The organism is Citrobacter sp. VF227 (assembly GCF_052950715.1).
This window is the reverse complement of sequence record NZ_JBRFVF010000004.1, coordinates 147,661-166,124: the sequence shown is the minus strand read 5'-3', so window position 1 is coordinate 166,124 and position 18,464 is coordinate 147,661. Positions and strand designations below refer to the sequence as shown.

The window sequence follows — 18,464 nt, the reverse complement described above, 5'->3', positions numbered from 1 at the left end:
GCGCAATAAACGGTTTAATCCTGACGCAACACCTTGTGCCCGTATTCCAGCAGCGCGTCGGTAACGTTGCGCATCATGCGGCTTTCCGGTGCAAAACGGTGCCAGTACAGCATCCGACGCTGGAACAGACCTGGCGTTAAGTCGATCAGCTCGCCGCTTTCCAGCTCTTTCTCAATCTGTAAGTGCGGGATCATGCAGCAGGTGGTGCCCTGACGCGCCAACTGCACGAAGGCTTCAGACGAGTTAACGATGTGGCACGGCACGCTTCCCGGCGGCAGGTCGAAGTTTTGTTGCAAGAACGCCTGGTGCATATCATCAAGATGGTCAAACGCTACCGCCGGGGCTTTCAGCAGGGCGGAGCGGGTGACGCCGTTAGGGAAATAACGCTCGGCGAAAGGTTTGGAGCCAACAAACAGGTAGTCCAGCGCGCCAAGTTTATCCACCAGACAGCTTGGCAGTGCCTGATGTTGGATACTCACCGCACCGACCACTTCACCGCGACGCAGACGTTCCTGGGTGCGCGTTTCATCCTCAACTTGCAGGTTCAGGCGAATCGGTGAATTGGCCAGTACCGGGGCTAACGCCGGAAGTAACCAGGTCGCCAGACTGTCGGCGTTCACCGCCAGCGAGAGCAGCAGCGGCGTCGAGCCGGTTTGTTCATCGCCCAACCACTCGTCTTCCAGCAGTTCAACCTGACGCAAAAGCGCCAGCAGTTTCTGCCCCTGTTCGGTAGGGCGTGGTGGTACGGTACGCACCAGCAGCGGTTGTCCGAACATATTTTCAAGCTGTTTTATGCGTTGTGAAACTGCGGATTGCGTAATGCACAGCTTTTGCGCCGCGCGCTCAAATCCCCGTTCACGAATAACCGCATCCAGTGCTTGTAGTGTTCTGTAGTCCGGACGTTTCATTGCTTTGACGCACTCCTGAAATTTTTGCTTGTTCTGCACTATGACACAAATTTAGGTTGGGTAAAGACGAAATCCGCCGCTTGGGAGCGGGTGTGGGGACATTTTTCTGCACAATGTTCTATAATGCGCGTGAATTTTCCCACCATATTCACACCACAGGCGAAACGATCATGACGCAGGATGAACTGAAAAAAGCAGTAGGATGGGCGGCACTTCAGTATGTACAGCCCGGTACCATTGTGGGCGTAGGTACAGGTTCAACAGCCGCACACTTTATTGATGCGCTGGGCACAATGAAAGGTCAGATTGAAGGCGCGGTGTCCAGTTCGGATGCCTCGACCGAAAAACTCAAAAGCCTTGGCATCCACGTGTTCGATCTTAACGAAGTGGACAGCCTTGGCGTATACGTCGACGGCGCGGATGAAATCAACGGCCACATGCAGATGATTAAAGGCGGCGGCGCAGCGCTGACCCGTGAAAAAATCATTGCTTCGGTGGCGAAGAAATTTATCTGCATTGCGGATGCGTCCAAAGAAGTCGATATTCTTGGTAACTTCCCACTGCCGGTTGAAGTGATCCCAATGGCGCGCAGCGCAGTGGCTCGCCAGTTGGTGAAGCTGGGCGGTCGTCCTGAATATCGTCAGGGCGTGGTGACGGACAACGGCAACGTAATCCTCGATGTGCACGGTCTGGAAATCCTCGACGCCATCGCGCTGGAAAACGCCATCAATGCGATTCCAGGTGTGGTAACCGTAGGCCTGTTTGCCAACCGTGGTGCGGATGTTGCGCTGATCGGCACGCCAGACGGCGTGAAAACTATCGTAAAATGATCTGACGGGAGCGTCTTCTCCGGTTAAAAAAATTTTGGCAGGGCAAATTTGGTGACTTGTGTCACGTTTATAATATTGTCCTGCCGATCTCTCCAAAGAAAAAGTTATCGCCAGTATATTCCTCTGACAATCCCCTTTGAATGACATTTCCTCAGCACGGCGACGCAAACGTTCATATTGCCGCAATATTATTTTTTGATATGTTGAAGAGGAGGATGAAAATCCCACACACAACACATTAGTTTGAACAAAAAAGACAGGGTCGGGGAAATGGCAAAGGTATCACTGGAGAAAGAGAAGATTAAATTTCTGCTGGTTGAAGGCGTGCATCAAAAAGCGCTCGAAAGCCTTCGTGCAGCAGGTTATACCAACATCGAGTTTCACAAAGGTGCTCTGGACACTGAACAACTCAAAGAGTCCATCCGTGATGCCCACTTCATTGGCCTGCGATCCCGTACCCATCTGACTGAAGATGTGATTGCCGCCGCAGAGAAACTGGTTGCGATTGGCTGCTTCTGCATCGGCACCAACCAGGTGGATCTGACTGCTGCGGCAAAGCGCGGGATCCCTGTGTTTAACGCGCCATTCTCTAACACGCGTTCCGTTGCTGAACTGGTGATTGGCGAACTGCTACTACTGCTACGCGGCGTACCCGAAGCGAACGCCAAAGCACATCGCGGCGTGTGGAATAAACTGGCTACCGGTTCTTTTGAAGCGCGTGGCAAAAAACTGGGGATCATCGGCTATGGCCACATTGGCACTCAGTTGGGCATTCTGGCGGAATCGCTGGGGATGCATGTTTACTTCTATGATATTGAAAATAAACTGCCGTTAGGTAATGCCACGCAGGTCCAGCATCTTTCCGATCTGCTCAATATGAGCGATGTGGTGAGTTTGCACGTGCCGGAAAATGCATCCACCAAAAACTTGATGGGCGCGCATGAGATTTCACTGATGAAACCGGGCGCGCTACTGATTAACGCCGCGCGTGGGACGGTGGTTGATATTCCTGCGCTGTGTGACGCGCTAGCGACCAAGCATCTGGCGGGGGCGGCAATCGACGTATTCCCAACCGAACCGGCAACCAACAGCGATCCTTTCACTTCGCCGCTGTGTGATTTCGACAACGTGATCCTGACGCCGCACATTGGTGGTTCAACGTTAGAAGCACAGGAAAATATCGGTCTGGAAGTAGCTGGTAAGTTGACCAAGTATTCCGACAACGGTTCTACGCTGTCTGCGGTTAACTTCCCGGAAGTATCGCTGCCGCTGCACGGTGGCCGTCGTCTGATGCACATTCACGAAAATCGTCCCGGCGTACTGACGGCGCTGAACCAGATTTTTGCCGAGCAGGGCGTCAACATTGCCGCGCAGTATCTGCAGACTTCCGCGCAGGTAGGTTACGTTGTTATCGATATTGAAGCGGATGAAGATGTGGCGGAGAAAGCGCTGCAGGCGATGAAATCTCTTCCGGGAACCATTCGCGCTCGTCTGCTGTACTGATTTCCTTTTAACGGGCAGGCTGCTGGCCTGCCCGGCATGTTCCCGGTTTTCCTACCACGCCCAAATTTTGGACGGCGTCACCACCGCAGGCAGCGGGATATCCCACTCTTCAACTGGCAACTTCTCGACTAACTGGCAGTCATGTGCGTAACCCACGGGTTGGATCTTATGCTGCTGCCAGTTTTGTAGCGTACGGTCATAAAATCCGCCGCCCATGCCCAGGCGTTGCCCGTATTCATCAAACGCTACTAACGGTGTAATCAGCACATCCAGCTTTGATAGCGGCAATACGTCGCGTACATCAAGCCGCGGTTCCTGAATTTTTAAGCGATTAGTCACCAGGTCGCTGTGCGGATGATAGTGCAGGAAGAGTAAATTACCGGGGCTGAAGGGATGAAGCACCGGAAGATAGACACGCTTGCCCGCTCGCCACAGCTGATCTATTAGCGGCTGGGTATCGAGTTCGCCATCAAACGAGAGAAACACCGCCACGGTATGCGCGAGTACAACAGGGGGATAACTGAGCATTCGGGTCGCGGCTTGCTGACCGTATTGTCGTTGCTGCTCAGGGGTAAGCGCACGTCGACGCTGACGAATCAGTTGACGAATTTCTTGCCGTGATAAAGGGAGTTCAGATAGTAGCGTCATGGCTGTTGCCAAGTAGAAGGGAATCTCCGAGATGCCGCCGCAGGCTGTAACCCTTGAACCCTTGGTTCAAGGTGAATGTGTCGTCACAGTTTTAAGGCTTCTCGGACGGGCCGAGCATGCTCACCAACCATGGAGCGCCACATTCTTGTGGTATGAAATATCGGCTCAGGGGACTGGCCCGCTTGCAAACATCTCAGAGAAATTTTGTCTTCACGGTCACTCTACCACAGTAAACCGAAAAGTGTTATTCAAAGTTTTGGCCCGTTTTTTCGGTTATGCGACCCTGATCAAGCAACGCCTGTTCGATGGTCTGTTGTAGCATCCGAATACGTTGTTCCATGCTCGCCGCGTACTCACGCGTCTTCGCTTTTTCCTGAGTTAATTCATAGCTGATGTTCAACGCGGCGATGAAAACCAACTGCTCAGTATTTGTGACTCTAGTGCGAACTTTCAGATCTTGCAATCGCTGATTAAGATCGTCCGCAGCCTGATTCAACGCATCCCTTTGTTCAGGCGGGCAATTCACTCGCAGTGAACGGCCAAATATTTGGATATCGACGGGTTGTGCAGACATGCCACCTTCCTGCTGATTGACTGCGCTGCCTTCGTCTCCAGACCTTGGGTCCGCGAAGGGGCGACACTATAGCTACCCTGGTATTAAGATACAAGCCCTTTTCTGGTTCACCAGGGTCCAAAGTGGTAGCATACCATGAATATTCCTCCCTTTGATGACGAATGCTTATGTCTATACAGAACGAAATGCCTGGCTACAACGACGTTAGCCAGTTTTTGAACCAACAAGGGGCTGGATTAACCCCGGCCGAAATGCACGGCTTAATCAGCGGAATGATTTGCGGTGGCAACAACGACAGCTCATGGCAGCCGCTGCTGCACGATCTGACGAACGAAGGTCTGGCCTTTGGTCACGAGCTGGCTCAGGCACTGCTGAAAATGCACTCTGCCACCAGCGATGCTCTCGAGGACGATGGCTTCCTTTTTCAGCTTTATCTGCCTGAAGGCGATGACGTCAGTGTGTTTGATCGCGCCGATGCGCTGGCGGGGTGGGTAAACCACTTTTTGCTGGGGCTTGGCGTTACCCAGCCGAAGCTCGACAAAGTGACAGGCGAAACCGGGGAAGCGATTGACGACTTGCGCAATATCGCTCAGTTGGGATATGACGAAGACGAAGATCAGGAAGAGTTGGAAATGTCGCTCGAAGAGATCATCGAATACGTGCGCGTAGCCGCCTTGCTGTGTCATGACACGTTTACGCGTCAGCAGCCGACCGCGCCGGAAGTCCGTAAACCGACCCTGCATTAAGAACAAAACGCCAAGGAGAGTGTGATGAGCGAAATATCTCAGCAAGAATTCCAGCGCCGCCGCCAGGCTTTTCTGGCACAAATGCAGCCCGGCAGCGCCGCGCTGATTTTTGCCGCGCCTGAAGCGACGCGCAGCGCGGACAGTGAATATCCGTACCGCCAAAGCAGTGATTTCTGGTACTTCACCGGTTTTAACGAACCTGAAGCCGTGCTGGTGCTGATTAAAAGCGATGACACTCATAACCATAGCGTTTTGTTCAATCGGGTTCGCGATCTGACGGCGGAGATCTGGTTTGGTCGTCGTCTGGGCCAGGATGCCGCACCGGCAAAACTCGGCGTTGATCGGGCGCTGGCCTTCAGCGAAATCAACCAACAGCTTCACCTGTTACTCAATGGCCTGGACGCGGTGTATCACGCACAGGGCGAATATGCCTGGGCAGACGAGATTGTGTGTACGGCACTGGATAAACTGCGTAAAGGCTCCAGACAAAATCTGCATGCGCCCGCCGCAATTATCGACTGGCGCCCAATGGTGCATGAAATGCGCCTGTTCAAATCAGCGGAAGAAATTGCGGTCATGCGCCGTGCCGGAGAGATCACCGCGCTGGCGCATACCCGGGCGATGGAAAAATGCCGTCTGGGAATGTTTGAATACCAGCTGGAAGGTGAGATTCACCACGAATTTACCCGCCATGGCGCGCGTTACCCATCCTATAACACGATTGTCGGCAGCGGTGAAAACGGCTGTATCCTGCATTACACTGAAAATGAAAGTGTAATGCGCGATGGCGATCTGGTTCTGATTGACGCCGGATGTGAATACAAAGGCTATGCGGGCGACATTACGCGTACCTTCCCGGTAAACGGCAAATTTACTCCTGCCCAGCGTGAAATCTACGACATCGTACTGGAATCTTTAGAGACCAGCCTTCGCCTGTATCGTCCCGGGACGTCCATCCAGGAAGTCACCGGCGAAGTGGTGCGTATCATGATTACGGGCCTGGTAAGGCTTGGCATTCTGCGCGGTGAGGTCGACCAACTGATCACCGAAAATGCGCATCGCCCATTCTTTATGCATGGTCTTAGCCATTGGCTGGGTCTGGATGTACATGACGTTGGCGTTTATGGTCAGGACCGCTCACGCATTCTCGAGCCGGGAATGGTGCTTACTGTTGAACCGGGACTCTATATCGCGCCGGACGCCGATGTACCGCCTGCTTATCGTGGTATCGGCATTCGTATTGAAGATGACATCCTCATCACCGAAGACGGCAATGAAAACCTGACCGCCAGCGTAGTGAAGAAAGCGGATGACATTGAAGCCTTAATGGCCGCGGCGCGACTGCAATGAGTGTGATTATCGTCGGCGGTGGTATGGTTGGCGCGACGCTGGCGTTGGCCATTTCTCAGCTTAGCCATGGAACTCTGCCGGTACATCTGATAGAAGCGAGCGCACCCGACACTGATCGCCATCCAGGGTTTGATGCCCGGGCGATCGCGCTGGCGGCAGGGACCTGCCAACAGCTGGCGCGAATTGGCATATGGCAGGCGATTGCCGATTGTGCAACGGCGATCAAAACCGTTCACGTCAGCGATCGCGGCCATGCCGGATTTGTAACGCTGGATGCGCAGGAATATCGTATTCCGGCGCTGGGGCAGGTCGTAGAGCTGCACGATGTCGGGCTGCGTCTGTTTGCGCTGCTGCGTAAAGCGCCGGGTGTAACGCTGCACTGCCCCGACCGCGTAGCCAGCGTGTCACGCACGCAGGAGCGCGTAGAAGTAACGCTGGAAAATGGTGAGATGATTGATGGTCGCCTGTTGGTGGCCGCCGACGGTACGCGCTCCGCACTGGCTACCGCTTGCGGCGTTGACTGGCAGCAACAGCCCTATGAGCAACTGGCGGTGATTGCCAACGTCACGACCTCCATTGTGCACGACGGGCGAGCGTTTGAACGTTTCACGCAATATGGCCCGCTGGCAATGTTGCCCATGTCTGACGGTCGCTGTTCGCTGGTGTGGTGTCATCCGCTGGAACGGCGCGATGAGATTCTGGCCTGGTCCGACGAACGGTTTTGTCGTGAACTGCAAACCGCGTTTGGCTGGCGCTTGGGGCGTATTATCAAGGCGGGTAAACGCAACGCCTATCCGCTTTCGTTAACCTCGGCGCAAAAAGCGATTACCCATCGTACCGTGCTGGTAGGGAACGCAGCCCAGACGCTGCATCCTATTGCCGGACAAGGTTTCAACCTTGGTTTGCGTGATGTGATGAGCCTGGCTGAAACCTTGACCCAGGCGCAGAGCAGCGGGGAAGATGTTGGTGATTATGCGGTGCTGGCACGCTATCAGCAGCGCCGCGAACGCGATCGCGAAACGACGATTGGCGTGACCAACAATTTGGTGTATCTGTTTGCCAATCGCTGGACCCCGCTGGTTGTTGGACGAAATGTCGGGCTGATGGCGATGGAATTATTTACCCCTGCGCGCGATGCGCTGGCGGAGCGAACCCTCGGTTGGGTTGCGCGATAGTCCTGTCACAGCAGGCTATTTTATTTGCCACTTTGGACCTGGGCAGTGCTCACACAAAACTCGACAGAGTTTTGAACGCCCTTCAGGGCGGCCCGAAGGGGGAGCAAAGCGAATCATCCTCACGTACTGCGTGTACGCTTCGGTTGTTCCGCGCTGTCCGTGTCCAAACTGGCTGCAACAATTACGCCTGCTGAGCCAGGCATCAGGAGTGGATTGTGCAAAGTGTTGATGTAGCAATTGTGGGTGGCGGCATGGTGGGACTGGCGGTTGCCTGCGGCTTGCAGGGCAGCGGGTTGCGCGTTGCGGTGTTGGAACAACATGTTCCGCAGCCTTTGGCGGCGGATGCACCTCCTCAGCTTCGCGTATCGGCTATTAATGCCGCCAGTGAAAAACTGCTTACCCGTCTTGGCGTCTGGTCCGATATTGTAGCCCGTCGCGCTTGCTGCTACCACGGCATGGAAGTCTGGGACAAAGACAGCTTTGGCCGTATTGTGTTTGATGACCAGAGTATGGGCTACAGCCATTTGGGGCACATTGTCGAAAACGCAGAGATTCATTACGCGCTGTGGCAAAAGGCGCAGCGTTCAGCGGATATCACGTTGCTGGCACCTGCTGAATTACAGCAGGTGGCCTGGGGTGAGAACGAGGCGTTTCTGACCCTGAAAGATGGTGCGATGCTGACGGCTCGTCTGGTAGTCGGCGCCGATGGCGCTAACTCCTGGCTGCGCAACAAAGCGGATATTCCGCTCACCTTCTGGGATTACCGCCATCATGCGCTGGTGGCGACTATCCGTACGCAGGAAGCCCACGGTGCGGTTGCGCGTCAGGCGTTTCATGGTGAGGGTATCCTGGCATTTCTGCCGCTCAATGACCCGCACCTGTGTTCTATCGTCTGGTCGCTCTCGCCGCAGGAAGCTGAACGTATGCAGCAGGCAAGCGAAGACGAATTCAATCAGGCGCTGAATATCGCTTTTGATAATCGTCTGGGGCTGTGCAGCCTTGAAAGCGAACGTCAGGCGTTTCCGCTGACGGGACGCTACGCACGGCAGTTTGCTGCCCATCGCCTGGCGCTGGTGGGGGATGCGGCGCATACCATCCATCCGCTGGCGGGGCAGGGGGTTAACCTTGGCTTTATGGATGCGGCAGAGCTGATCGACGAGCTTAAGCGGCTACAGCGTCAGGGCAAAGATATTGGTCAGTATCTCTATTTACGCCGTTACGAGCGCAGCCGTAAGCACAGTGCAGCGATGATGCTGGCTGGTATGCAGGGTTTTCATGAACTGTTTGCTGGCGAGAATCCGGCAAAAAAACTGCTGCGTGATATTGGTCTGAAACTGGCTGATACCCTGCCAGGTGTAAAACCACAGCTCATCCGCCAGGCGATGGGACTGAACGATCTTCCTGAGTGGTTGCGCTAGCGTCCGTAAGGACAATCTTAAGAGTTTGAGACCCGTCACACTTTCCTCTCCCGGCCTGCGCGCCGGGATGCTTCTCTCATTTGAAATAATCTAATTCCACGCCTTTTTTCGCATTAGTTTTTTTTATATTACGTTTTTTTCATAACGCCATTTTTGACATTTTTTCCACATTTAATGTTGATTAATGCGGCGAATTTCAGCTTATCTTTGTTTGTTATTCTAATTTGTCGCTATGATTTTGGGTTTTTATTCTGTCGGCGATTTGGCTATTTTTGGTCATAAGCTAATGTGATGGTTAATTTTGCCTTATGGTTTAGCGTCTGTTTCGGTGGTAAGTTCAGGACAAAGAGAACGTTTGCGTCGTAGCCCCAGGAGCGGCTGCGGTGCTGGGTTTCGTGGTGAAGAATTCACCGCGAAAGAGTTGATAGCCCCGCTTATTCAACGAGGAAAAGATGGCTCAACAGACTCCTTTGTACGAACAACACACGCTATGTGGCGCGCGCATGGTCGATTTTCATGGCTGGATGATGCCACTGCACTACGGTTCTCAGCTTGATGAACACCATGCTGTTCGCACCGATGCCGGAATGTTTGATGTGTCGCATATGACCATCGTCGACCTGCGCGGTAGCCGCACCCGGGAGTTCTTGCGTTATCTGCTGGCAAACGACGTCGCGAAGCTAACGAAGACGGGCAAAGCCCTCTACTCCGGTATGCTCAACGCTTCGGGCGGCGTGATAGATGACCTGATTGTCTATTACTTCACTGAAGACTTCTTCCGCCTCGTTGTAAACTCCGCCACCCGCGAAAAAGACCTCTCCTGGATTACCCAACACGCTGAACCTTACGCCATCGACATCACCGTTCGTGACGACCTGTCGCTGATTGCGGTACAGGGGCCAAACGCGCAGGAAAAAGCCGCTACCCTGTTTACTGACGAGCAGCGCCATGCGGTAGAAGGCATGAAGCCGTTCTTCGGCGTTCAGGCGGGTGACTTGTTCATCGCAACCACCGGTTATACCGGCGAAGCAGGTTATGAAATTGCTATGCCGAATGAAAAGGCGGCAGATTTCTGGCGTGCGCTGGTACAAGCAGGCGTAAAACCTTGTGGTTTGGGGGCGCGTGACACGCTGCGTCTGGAAGCGGGCATGAACCTGTACGGTCAGGAGATGGACGAAGGCATTTCACCGCTGGCGGCTAACATGGGTTGGACTATCGCGTGGGAACCGACCGATCGCGACTTTATCGGTCGGGATGCGCTGGAAATGCAGCGTGAAAAAGGCCACGAACAGCTGGTAGGGCTGGTGATGACCGAGAAGGGCGTGCTGCGTAATGAACTGCCGGTGCGTTTCACTGATGCTTCCGGCAACCAGCAGGAAGGCATTATCACCAGCGGGACATTCTCCCCTACTCTGGGTTACAGCATCGCGCTGGCACGTGTCCCTGCGGGTATTGGTGATACCGCAATCGTTCAGATTCGTAACCGCGAAATGCCGGTAAAAGTGACTAAACCTGTTTTTGTGCGTAACGGCAAAGCCGTCGCGTAATTCATCCTTTTTTGGAGATTGATTGATGAGCAACGTACCTGCAGAACTGAAATACAGCAAAGAACACGAATGGCTGCGCAAAGAAGCTGACGGTTCCTACACCGTTGGTATCACCGAACACGCTCAGGAGCTGTTAGGTGACATGGTTTTCGTTGACCTGCCTGAAGTTGGCTCAACCGTCAGCGCGGGCGATGACTGCGCTGTTGCGGAGTCCGTAAAAGCGGCTTCCGATATCTATGCGCCAGTAGGCGGTGAGATTGTTGCGGTCAACGACGCGCTCAGCGACTCTCCGGAACTGGTTAACAGCGAGCCGTATGCGGGGGGCTGGATTTTCAAAATCAAAGCCAGCGATGAAAGCGAAATTGAATCGCTGCTGGATGCGACCGCATACGAAGCATTGTTAGAAGACGAGTAAATACGCTTCATTTTTCACGTTGCAGGTGTGTTGGCTTACCCGCATACCTGCAACGCGAATTATTTCGCGTATTCAGGTAGTAGAGACACCTACGATTCACTGCACGTTTCAGGAACCATCGCCCATGACACAGACGTTAAGCCAGCTTGAAAACAGCGGCGCTTTTATTGAACGCCACATCGGACCGGACGCCGCGCAGCAGCGAGAGATGCTGAATGCGGTTGGCGCCGAGTCGTTAAACGCGCTGATCGGCCAGATTGTGCCGAAAGACATTCAGCTCGCAACCCCGCCGCAGGTGGGCGAGGCGGCGACCGAATACGCTGCGCTGGCTGAATTAAAAGCCATCGCCGGGCGTAACAAGCGCTTCACGTCCTACATTGGCATGGGCTACACCGCCGTGCAGTTGCCACCGGTTATCCTGCGCAACATGCTGGAAAACCCGGGCTGGTACACTGCGTATACGCCGTATCAGCCAGAAGTGTCTCAGGGTCGCCTGGAAGCGCTGCTCAACTTCCAGCAGGTGACGCTGGATCTGACCGGTCTGGACATGGCCTCTGCCTCTCTGCTGGATGAAGCCACCGCAGCGGCTGAAGCAATGGCGATGGCAAAACGCGTCAGCAAACTGAAAAACGCCAACCGCTTCTTTGTGGCCGCAGATGTCCATCCGCAAACGCTGGATGTTGTGCGCACCCGTGCAGAAACCTTTGGTTTTGACGTCATTGTCGATGATGCGGCAAAAGCGCTGGATCATCAGGATGTGTTCGGCGTGCTGTTGCAGCAGGTTGGCACTACCGGTGAAGTGCACGACTACAGCGCACTGATTACTGAGCTGAAATCCCGCAAAGTTGTGGTCAGCGTCGCGGCCGATTTTATGGCGCTGGTACTGCTGACTGCGCCGGGCAAACAGGGGGCGGACATCGTTTTCGGCTCTGCACAACGCTTCGGCGTACCGATGGGCTACGGCGGTCCACACGCGGCATTTTTTGCTGCTAAAGACGAATTCAAACGCTCTATGCCAGGCCGTATTATCGGCGTCTCCAAAGATGCGGCGGGCAATACCGCACTGCGCATGGCGATGCAGACTCGTGAGCAGCATATCCGCCGCGAGAAAGCGAACTCCAACATTTGTACCTCGCAGGTCCTGCTGGCCAACATCGCCAGTCTGTATGCCGTTTATCATGGTCCGGTTGGCCTGAAACGCATTGCTAATCGCATCCACCGCCTGACCGATATCCTGGCAGTCGGCCTGCAACAGAAAGGATTGAAGCTGCGTCATGCGCATTACTTCGACACCCTGTGCGTTGAAGTAGCCGATAAAGCTGCAGTACTGGCGCGTGCCGAAGCGGCAGAAATCAATCTGCGTAGCGATATTCATAACGCGGTAGGTATTACCCTCGACGAAACCACTACCCGTGAAAATGTTGTGCAATTGCTCAATATTCTGCTGGGCGACAGCCACGGCCTGAACATTGATACGCTGGATAAAGACGTGGCGCTCGACAGCCGTTCCATTCAGGACAGTATGCTGCGTGACGATGCGATCCTCAGCCATCCGGTGTTCAACCGCTACCATAGCGAAACCGAGATGATGCGTTACATGCACTCGCTGGAGCGCAAAGATCTGGCGCTGAACCAGGCGATGATCCCGCTGGGATCCTGCACCATGAAGCTGAACGCGGCGGCCGAGATGATCCCGATCACCTGGCCGGAATTCGCTGAGCTTCATCCGTTCTGTCCTCCAGAGCAGGCAGAAGGTTATCACCAGATGATCGGCCAACTTTCCGAGTGGCTGGTAAAACTGACCGGTTATGACGCAGTCTGCATGCAGCCGAACTCCGGCGCACAGGGGGAGTATGCGGGGCTGCTGGCGATTCGCCATTATCACGAAAGCCGTAATGAAGGCCATCGTGATATCTGCCTGATCCCGGCCTCTGCTCACGGTACTAACCCGGCTTCCGCTCAGATGGCGGGTATGCAGGTGGTGGTGGTCGCTTGTGATAAGAACGGTAACATCGACTTAGACGATCTGCGTGCAAAAGCAGAACAACATGCCGACAACCTCTCTTGCATCATGGTGACCTACCCATCCACGCACGGCGTGTATGAAGAAACAATCCGTGAAGTGTGCGACGTTGTGCACCAGTTTGGCGGTCAGGTTTACCTTGATGGCGCGAACATGAACGCTCAGGTTGGGATCACCACGCCGGGCTTTATCGGCGCGGACGTATCACATCTCAACCTGCATAAAACATTCTGCATTCCGCACGGCGGCGGCGGCCCGGGTATGGGGCCGATCGGCGTGAAATCGCATCTGGCACCGTTTGTGCCGGGCCACAGCGTGGTACAGATTGAAGGGATGCTGACCCGTCAGGGCGCAGTTTCTGCCGCTCCGTTTGGTAGCGCATCTATTCTGCCAATCAGCTGGATGTACATCCGTATGATGGGCGCAGAAGGTCTGAAGCAGGCAAGCCAGGTGGCGATCCTGAACGCTAACTATATTGCCAGCCGTCTGAAAGATGCCTATCCGGTGCTGTATACCGGTCGTGATGGTCGCGTGGCGCATGAATGTATTCTCGACATTCGCCCACTGAAAGAAGAGACCGGCATCAGCGAACTGGATATTGCCAAGCGTCTGATCGATTACGGTTTCCATGCACCGACCATGTCGTTCCCGGTAGCGGGTACGCTGATGGTGGAACCGACTGAATCTGAAAGCAAGGTGGAACTGGATCGCTTTATCAATGCGATGCTGGCAATTCGCGCGGAGATCGACCGTGTGAAAGCGGGTGAATGGTCACTGGAAGATAACCCACTGGTTAACTCACCGCACACGCAAAACGAGCTGGTCGCGGAGTGGAACCACGGTTATAGCCGCGAAATCGCCGTCTTCCCGGCGGGTGTGGCGAACAAATACTGGCCAACCGTGAAGCGTCTTGATGATGTTTACGGTGACCGTAACCTGTTCTGCTCCTGCGTACCGATGAGCGAATATCAGTAATCTGCTGATTCGACTATCTTTTAAAGGCGCTTCGGCGCCTTTATTTTTTGGGAGAAACGTTATGGCTATAGCATTGGTGACGGGCGGCAGTCGTGGCATTGGTCGAGCAACCGCACTGCAACTGGCGCAAGAGGGCTACACGGTCGCGTTGAACTTTCATCACAATATTCGTGCGGCAACGGAGGTGGTGAACAGCATCGCCGCTGCTGGAGGGAAGGCGTTTGCTTTACGGGCAGATATCAGCGATGAAAGCCAGGTGGTGGCAATGTTTGAGTCTATTGACCGTGAAGGCGAGCAACTGACTGCCCTGGTGAATAATGCAGGGATCTTGTTTGAGCAAAGCACGGTCGAAAACTTAACCGCCGAACGAATTAATCGCGTACTGGCAACCAACGTTACCGGCTATTTTCTGTGCTGTCGGGAAGCGGTAAAGCGCATGTCGTTCAAGCACGGCGGTCAGGGTGGATCGATTGTAAATGTCTCTTCGGCGGCATCGCGGCTAGGCGCCCCTTTCGAGTACGTTGATTACGCCGCCTCAAAAGGCGCGGTGGACACGCTCACTACCGGTCTGGCGCTGGAAGTTGCAGCGCAGGGGATCCGCGTGAACTGTGTGCGGCCGGGTCTGATTTACACTGAAATGCATGCATCAGGCGGCGAGCCGGGAAGAGTCGATCGCGTGAAATCTATGTTGCCTATGCAGCGCGGTGGACAACCGGAGGAGGTCGCGCAGGCGATTACCTGGCTGTTGAGCGAGAAAGCATCTTACGTTACGGGGAGTTTTCTGGAGCTGGCAGGCGGTAAGTAGGGACTTGATTGCCGGATGGCGCTGCGCCATCCGGCAAAAAATCACAGGTTCTCGCCGTTGCTGGCAATCACCGCTTTATACCACTCAAAACTCTTCTTCCGCGAACGCGACATATCGCCGGTGCCGTCGTCGTGTTTGTTTACGTAGATAAACCCGTAGCGTTTGCTGTACTGACCGGTGGTAAACGACACGCAGTCGATGCAGCCCCAGGGCGTATAGCCCATCAGGTCTACGCCATCATACGTTACCGCTTTCATCATCTCTTCGACGTGGGCGCGCAGATAGTCGATGCGATAGTCGTCGTTGATGCTACCGTCTTCTTCTACTTTGTCATAAGCGCCAAACCCGTTTTCAACGATAAACAGCGGCTTCTGGTAGCGTTCATACAGCTCACATAAGGCATAGCGCAGACCGACGGGGTCAATCTGCCAGCCCCAGTCGGATGCTTTGACGTGCGGGTTCGGTACGCTGCCCTCAAAGCCGGAAATCGCATCACCGCTGCCACCTTCCGCTTTAACGGCGTTGGTCATGTAGTAGCTGAAACCGAGATAGTCACAGGTACCTTCGCGCAGGATCTGTTCGTCGTTTGCTTCCATTTTGATGTTGAATTCACGACGCCCCCACTCATTCAGAACATAAGAGGGGTAGTAACCGCGCAACTGGACATCGGTGAAGACGTAGCGCTCACGCATCGATTCTTGCGCAAACATCATATCTTCAGGCTTACAAGAGAAGGGATACAGCGGGACCATCGCCAGCATGCAGCCGACTTTCATGTCAGGATTGATGCGACGTGCCGCTTTTACCGCCAGTGCGCTGGCGACAAACTGGTGATGCAACACCTGGTACATGGTCTCTTCCGGGTTTTCATGCTCGGTATACACCACGCCCGAGCAGCAATAGCCAAACAGCGGCGCGCGCCAGTTACGCTGGTTGTTGATCTCGTTGAAGGTCATCCAGTATTTGACCTTGTGCTTGTAGCGCTCAAAAACGACTTCAGCAAAACGGACAAAGAAATCGACGACTTTACGATTGGTCCAGCTACCGTACTGTTGAACCAAATGCAGTGGCATTTCGAAGTGGGAGAGGGTGATGACCGGTTCGATGTTGTACTTCAGCAGTTCATCAAACATGTCGTCGTAGAATTTTAATCCTTCTTCATTTGGCTGGGTTTCGTCTCCTTTCGGGAAGATGCGGGTCCAGGCAATTGACGTACGGAAGCATTTGAAACCCATCTCGGCAAACAGCTTAATGTCTTCTTTGTAATGACCGTAAAAATCGACTGCTTCGTGGTTGGGATAGTATTTACCCTGCACGACGTCCTGAGTAATTTCTCGCGGAACGCCGTGAGCCCCACCGGTCAGGACGTCGCAAATGCTGGGACCTTTGCCACCTTTGTTCCAGCCGCCTTCAACCTGATGCGCCGCCACAGCGCCGCCCCATAAAAAATCGTTTGGTAAGGTAAGTTTTTTCATCTGCGCTCAGTCTCAAATTAATACAATCTGATTTTGAGTCTAACAAAGGAAAGATAAATGTCACGGTATAACAAAATAGCGTAAATGTGATTTGTTACATCAAAAAAACACATTGTTTTTTACGCTATTATTTTCGCCAGCTTGCGCCCGAGTGATTCCAGAATATAAATAACGGGGATCTGCGTGGTTATATCGTATACCCCGGCAATACGTGTTTGTGGAACGTGCCAGGAGATATTAAAGTCTGCCAGCTTCGCCAGGCGAGAGTGTTCATGGCTAGTGACCGACAGAACCTTACAGTTGTGCAGACTAAACTGGCTGGCAAAGCGCAGGATCTCTTCTGTTTCACCAGACACGGAAAGCACGATCGCCAGCGCGTTTCTGGCCATATCGTTAGTTACCGGGAAATAAGGATCATCAATGTGATTACTGAATTTACCGACGTTTGAGAAAAAACGTGCGCCATATTTCGCCAGAGCTCCAGACGTTCCCGCCCCAACGAATATAATACGCTCGGAAGATAATATAATATCAACAGCCTGATCGAGCAGTTTATCGAACTCGTCGTTATTGACGCCTTTAAAGAAACTGATAATTTCGCTGGCACCGAAATTAGCCTGTTGTGGTTCATTCTGCTCTAAATATAATTTGAAGCGTACGCGGAATTCTGAGTAACCTTCACACTTAAGCTTGCGGCAAAAGCGCAGTACGGTAGTGGTGGAAACGCCCACGGCATCAGCCAGCTCGCGAATGGTCATGTACATGACTTTGTCACGGTTTTTGATGACATAGTTGTAGACCAGCATCTCAAGATTGTTGAGACTGGCGATGGCAGCGTGGGAGAACATACTCACAATGGCAAAACTCACTCATCAGACTTCATCTACAAGGAATAATAACATGCAGCCAAATGACATCACTTTTTTTCAGCGTTTCCAGGATGACATTCTGGCCGGACGCAAAACCATCACCATTCGTGACGAGTCCGAATCACACTTCAAAGCCGGGGACATTTTACGGGTTGGGCGCTTCGAAGATGACGGTTACTTCTGCACGATTGAGGTTGTTGGCACCTCAACTGTTACTTTGGATACGCTAACGGATAAACATGCCCAGCAGGAAAACATGACGCTTGAAGAACTTAAACATGTGATTGCCGAGATTTACCCGAATCAGACGCAATTTTATGTGATTGATTTTAAATGCCTTTGATTTAAAGAAACATCTGTTAGTTGAAAAAATAGTTGCAACGCCATGATTTTAAATGATTAATCTTAATGTGATATTTATTTTAGCTAACAGGTGTTCACTGGAACCATTCTCAGTTACGCTAGAGGCGCAATAACGAAAGTGTTCGTTTCTGGGGAGTAACTTATGGTTCAGAAGCCATTAATCGCGCAGGGATATTCGCTGGCAGAGGAAATAGCCAACAGCATCAGCCATGGTATCGGGCTGGTGTTTGGGATTGTCGGACTGGTGTTGTTACTGGTTCAGGCAGTGGATACCAACGCCAGCGCTATGGCCATTACTAGCTACAGCCTGTACGGTGGCAGCATGATCCTGCTGTTCCTTGCCTCAACCTTGTATCATGCGATCCCCCATCAGAGAGCGAAAGTCTGGCTGAAAAAATTCGACCACTGCGCGATTTATCTGCTGATTGCCGGGACCTACACGCCATTCCTGCTGGTGGGGCTGGATTCGCCGCTGGCACGCGGACTGATGATTGTGATCTGGAGCCTGGCGCTAATCGGTATTTTATTCAAACTGACTATTGCGCACCGCTTTAAGGTTCTGTCGCTGGTGACCTACCTGACAATGGGCTGGCTATCGCTGATTGTGGTGTATCAACTGGCGGTTAAGCTGGCGGTGGGGGGGGTGACGCTGCTGGCCGTTGGCGGCGTAGTCTATTCGCTGGGTGTTATTTTCTACGTATGTAAGCGTATTCCTTACAACCACGCGATCTGGCACGGCTTTGTGCTGGGCGGCAGCGTTTGCCACTTCCTGGCAATCTATCTGTACGTTGGTCAGGCGTAATCATTGATGCCGGATGGCGGCTAGCGCCTTATCCGGCC

General features: G+C 53.4%; 17 protein-coding genes and 1 other RNA gene. 12 read left to right on the top strand and 6 right to left on the bottom strand.

Features of this window, described 5'->3' with window-relative positions:
• Nucleotides 1–14 precede the first annotated feature (14 nt).
• Nucleotides 15–908, bottom strand: a complete 894-nt coding sequence (argP, locus tag ACU8YC_RS15330) for a DNA-binding transcriptional regulator ArgP (protein ID WP_003026988.1) — start codon at nt 906–908, stop codon at nt 15–17.
• Nucleotides 909–1,078: 170 nt separating this feature from the next.
• On the opposite strand from argP, the gene rpiA reads away from it, so the two are divergent.
• Both rpiA and serA read left to right on the top strand, forming a co-directional pair.
• On the top strand, nt 1,079–1,738 hold the full coding sequence (gene rpiA / locus ACU8YC_RS15325; RefSeq protein WP_016154364.1) for a ribose-5-phosphate isomerase RpiA: 660 nt from the start codon (nt 1,079–1,081) through the stop codon (nt 1,736–1,738).
• Nucleotides 1,739–2,008: 270 nt separating this feature from the next.
• The gene (gene serA / locus ACU8YC_RS15320; protein ID WP_151224307.1) at nt 2,009–3,241 is read left to right on the top strand and encodes a phosphoglycerate dehydrogenase; all 1,233 of its coding nucleotides are present in this window, start codon (nt 2,009–2,011) and stop codon (nt 3,239–3,241) included.
• A 51-nt stretch (nt 3,242–3,292) separates the two neighbouring features.
• Here the strand turns inward: serA and ACU8YC_RS15315 are convergent, their stop codons facing one another.
• The 3 genes from ACU8YC_RS15315 to zapA form a co-directional block, all read right to left on the bottom strand.
• The gene (locus ACU8YC_RS15315) at nt 3,293–3,889 is read right to left on the bottom strand and encodes a 5-formyltetrahydrofolate cyclo-ligase (protein ID WP_151224306.1); all 597 of its coding nucleotides are present in this window, start codon (nt 3,887–3,889) and stop codon (nt 3,293–3,295) included.
• A 19-nt stretch (nt 3,890–3,908) separates the two neighbouring features.
• Nucleotides 3,909–4,092, bottom strand: a non-coding RNA gene (gene ssrS, locus ACU8YC_RS15310) — 6S RNA.
• 41 nt (nt 4,093–4,133) lie between these two features.
• On the bottom strand, nt 4,134–4,463 hold the full coding sequence (gene zapA / locus ACU8YC_RS15305) for a cell division protein ZapA (RefSeq protein ID WP_003026980.1): 330 nt from the start codon (nt 4,461–4,463) through the stop codon (nt 4,134–4,136).
• Between the two features lie 167 nt (nt 4,464–4,630).
• On the opposite strand from zapA, the gene ACU8YC_RS15300 reads away from it, so the two are divergent.
• The 8 genes from ACU8YC_RS15300 to ACU8YC_RS15265 all read left to right on the top strand — a co-directional run bounded on the left by ACU8YC_RS15300 (nt 4,631) and on the right by ACU8YC_RS15265 (nt 14,917).
• Entirely contained in the window at nt 4,631–5,209 is a 579-nt protein-coding gene (locus ACU8YC_RS15300; RefSeq protein ID WP_086523442.1) for a YecA/YgfB family protein, read from the top strand.
• A 24-nt stretch (nt 5,210–5,233) separates the two neighbouring features.
• Nucleotides 5,234–6,559, top strand: coding sequence for a Xaa-Pro aminopeptidase (gene pepP / locus ACU8YC_RS15295; RefSeq protein ID WP_252838620.1), 1,326 nt, complete (start codon nt 5,234–5,236; stop codon nt 6,557–6,559).
• Nucleotides 6,556–7,734, top strand: a complete 1,179-nt coding sequence (gene ubiH, locus ACU8YC_RS15290; RefSeq protein WP_151218323.1) for a 2-octaprenyl-6-methoxyphenyl hydroxylase — start codon at nt 6,556–6,558, stop codon at nt 7,732–7,734. The genes pepP and ubiH overlap by 4 nt, the downstream gene beginning before the upstream one ends.
• 215 nt (nt 7,735–7,949) lie before the next feature.
• A complete protein-coding gene (gene ubiI / locus ACU8YC_RS15285) occupies nt 7,950–9,152 on the top strand; it encodes an FAD-dependent 2-octaprenylphenol hydroxylase (RefSeq protein ID WP_446895510.1) in 1,203 nt (400 codons plus the stop codon).
• A gap of 452 nt (nt 9,153–9,604) precedes the next feature.
• Entirely contained in the window at nt 9,605–10,699 is a 1,095-nt protein-coding gene (gcvT, locus tag ACU8YC_RS15280) for a glycine cleavage system aminomethyltransferase GcvT (protein ID WP_151224304.1), read from the top strand.
• A gap of 25 nt (nt 10,700–10,724) precedes the next feature.
• Nucleotides 10,725–11,114, top strand: a complete 390-nt coding sequence (gene gcvH / locus ACU8YC_RS15275; protein WP_005123344.1) for a glycine cleavage system protein GcvH — start codon at nt 10,725–10,727, stop codon at nt 11,112–11,114.
• Between the two features lie 124 nt (nt 11,115–11,238).
• A complete protein-coding gene (gcvP, locus tag ACU8YC_RS15270; RefSeq protein ID WP_187253172.1) occupies nt 11,239–14,112 on the top strand; it encodes an aminomethyl-transferring glycine dehydrogenase in 2,874 nt (957 codons plus the stop codon).
• A 61-nt stretch (nt 14,113–14,173) separates the two neighbouring features.
• The gene (locus ACU8YC_RS15265) at nt 14,174–14,917 is read left to right on the top strand and encodes an SDR family oxidoreductase (RefSeq protein ID WP_446895509.1); all 744 of its coding nucleotides are present in this window, start codon (nt 14,174–14,176) and stop codon (nt 14,915–14,917) included.
• Nucleotides 14,918–14,958: 41 nt separating this feature from the next.
• Here the strand turns inward: ACU8YC_RS15265 and bglA are convergent, their stop codons facing one another.
• Nucleotides 14,959–16,392, bottom strand: a complete 1,434-nt coding sequence (gene bglA / locus ACU8YC_RS15260) for a 6-phospho-beta-glucosidase (protein ID WP_210905345.1) — start codon at nt 16,390–16,392, stop codon at nt 14,959–14,961.
• Nucleotides 16,393–16,511: 119 nt separating this feature from the next.
• On the bottom strand, nt 16,512–17,240 hold the full coding sequence (locus tag ACU8YC_RS15255; RefSeq protein WP_187253347.1) for a MurR/RpiR family transcriptional regulator: 729 nt from the start codon (nt 17,238–17,240) through the stop codon (nt 16,512–16,514).
• 52 nt (nt 17,241–17,292) lie between these two features.
• On the opposite strand from ACU8YC_RS15255, the gene yqfB reads away from it, so the two are divergent.
• Both yqfB and trhA read left to right on the top strand, forming a co-directional pair.
• Nucleotides 17,293–17,604 (top strand): N(4)-acetylcytidine aminohydrolase, encoded by a 312-nt coding sequence (yqfB, locus tag ACU8YC_RS15250; protein ID WP_003026949.1) that lies wholly within the window; start codon nt 17,293–17,295, stop codon nt 17,602–17,604.
• Between the two features lie 162 nt (nt 17,605–17,766).
• Nucleotides 17,767–18,426, top strand: a complete 660-nt coding sequence (gene trhA, locus ACU8YC_RS15245; protein ID WP_187253170.1) for a PAQR family membrane homeostasis protein TrhA — start codon at nt 17,767–17,769, stop codon at nt 18,424–18,426.
• Nucleotides 18,427–18,464: the final 38 nt, after the last annotated feature.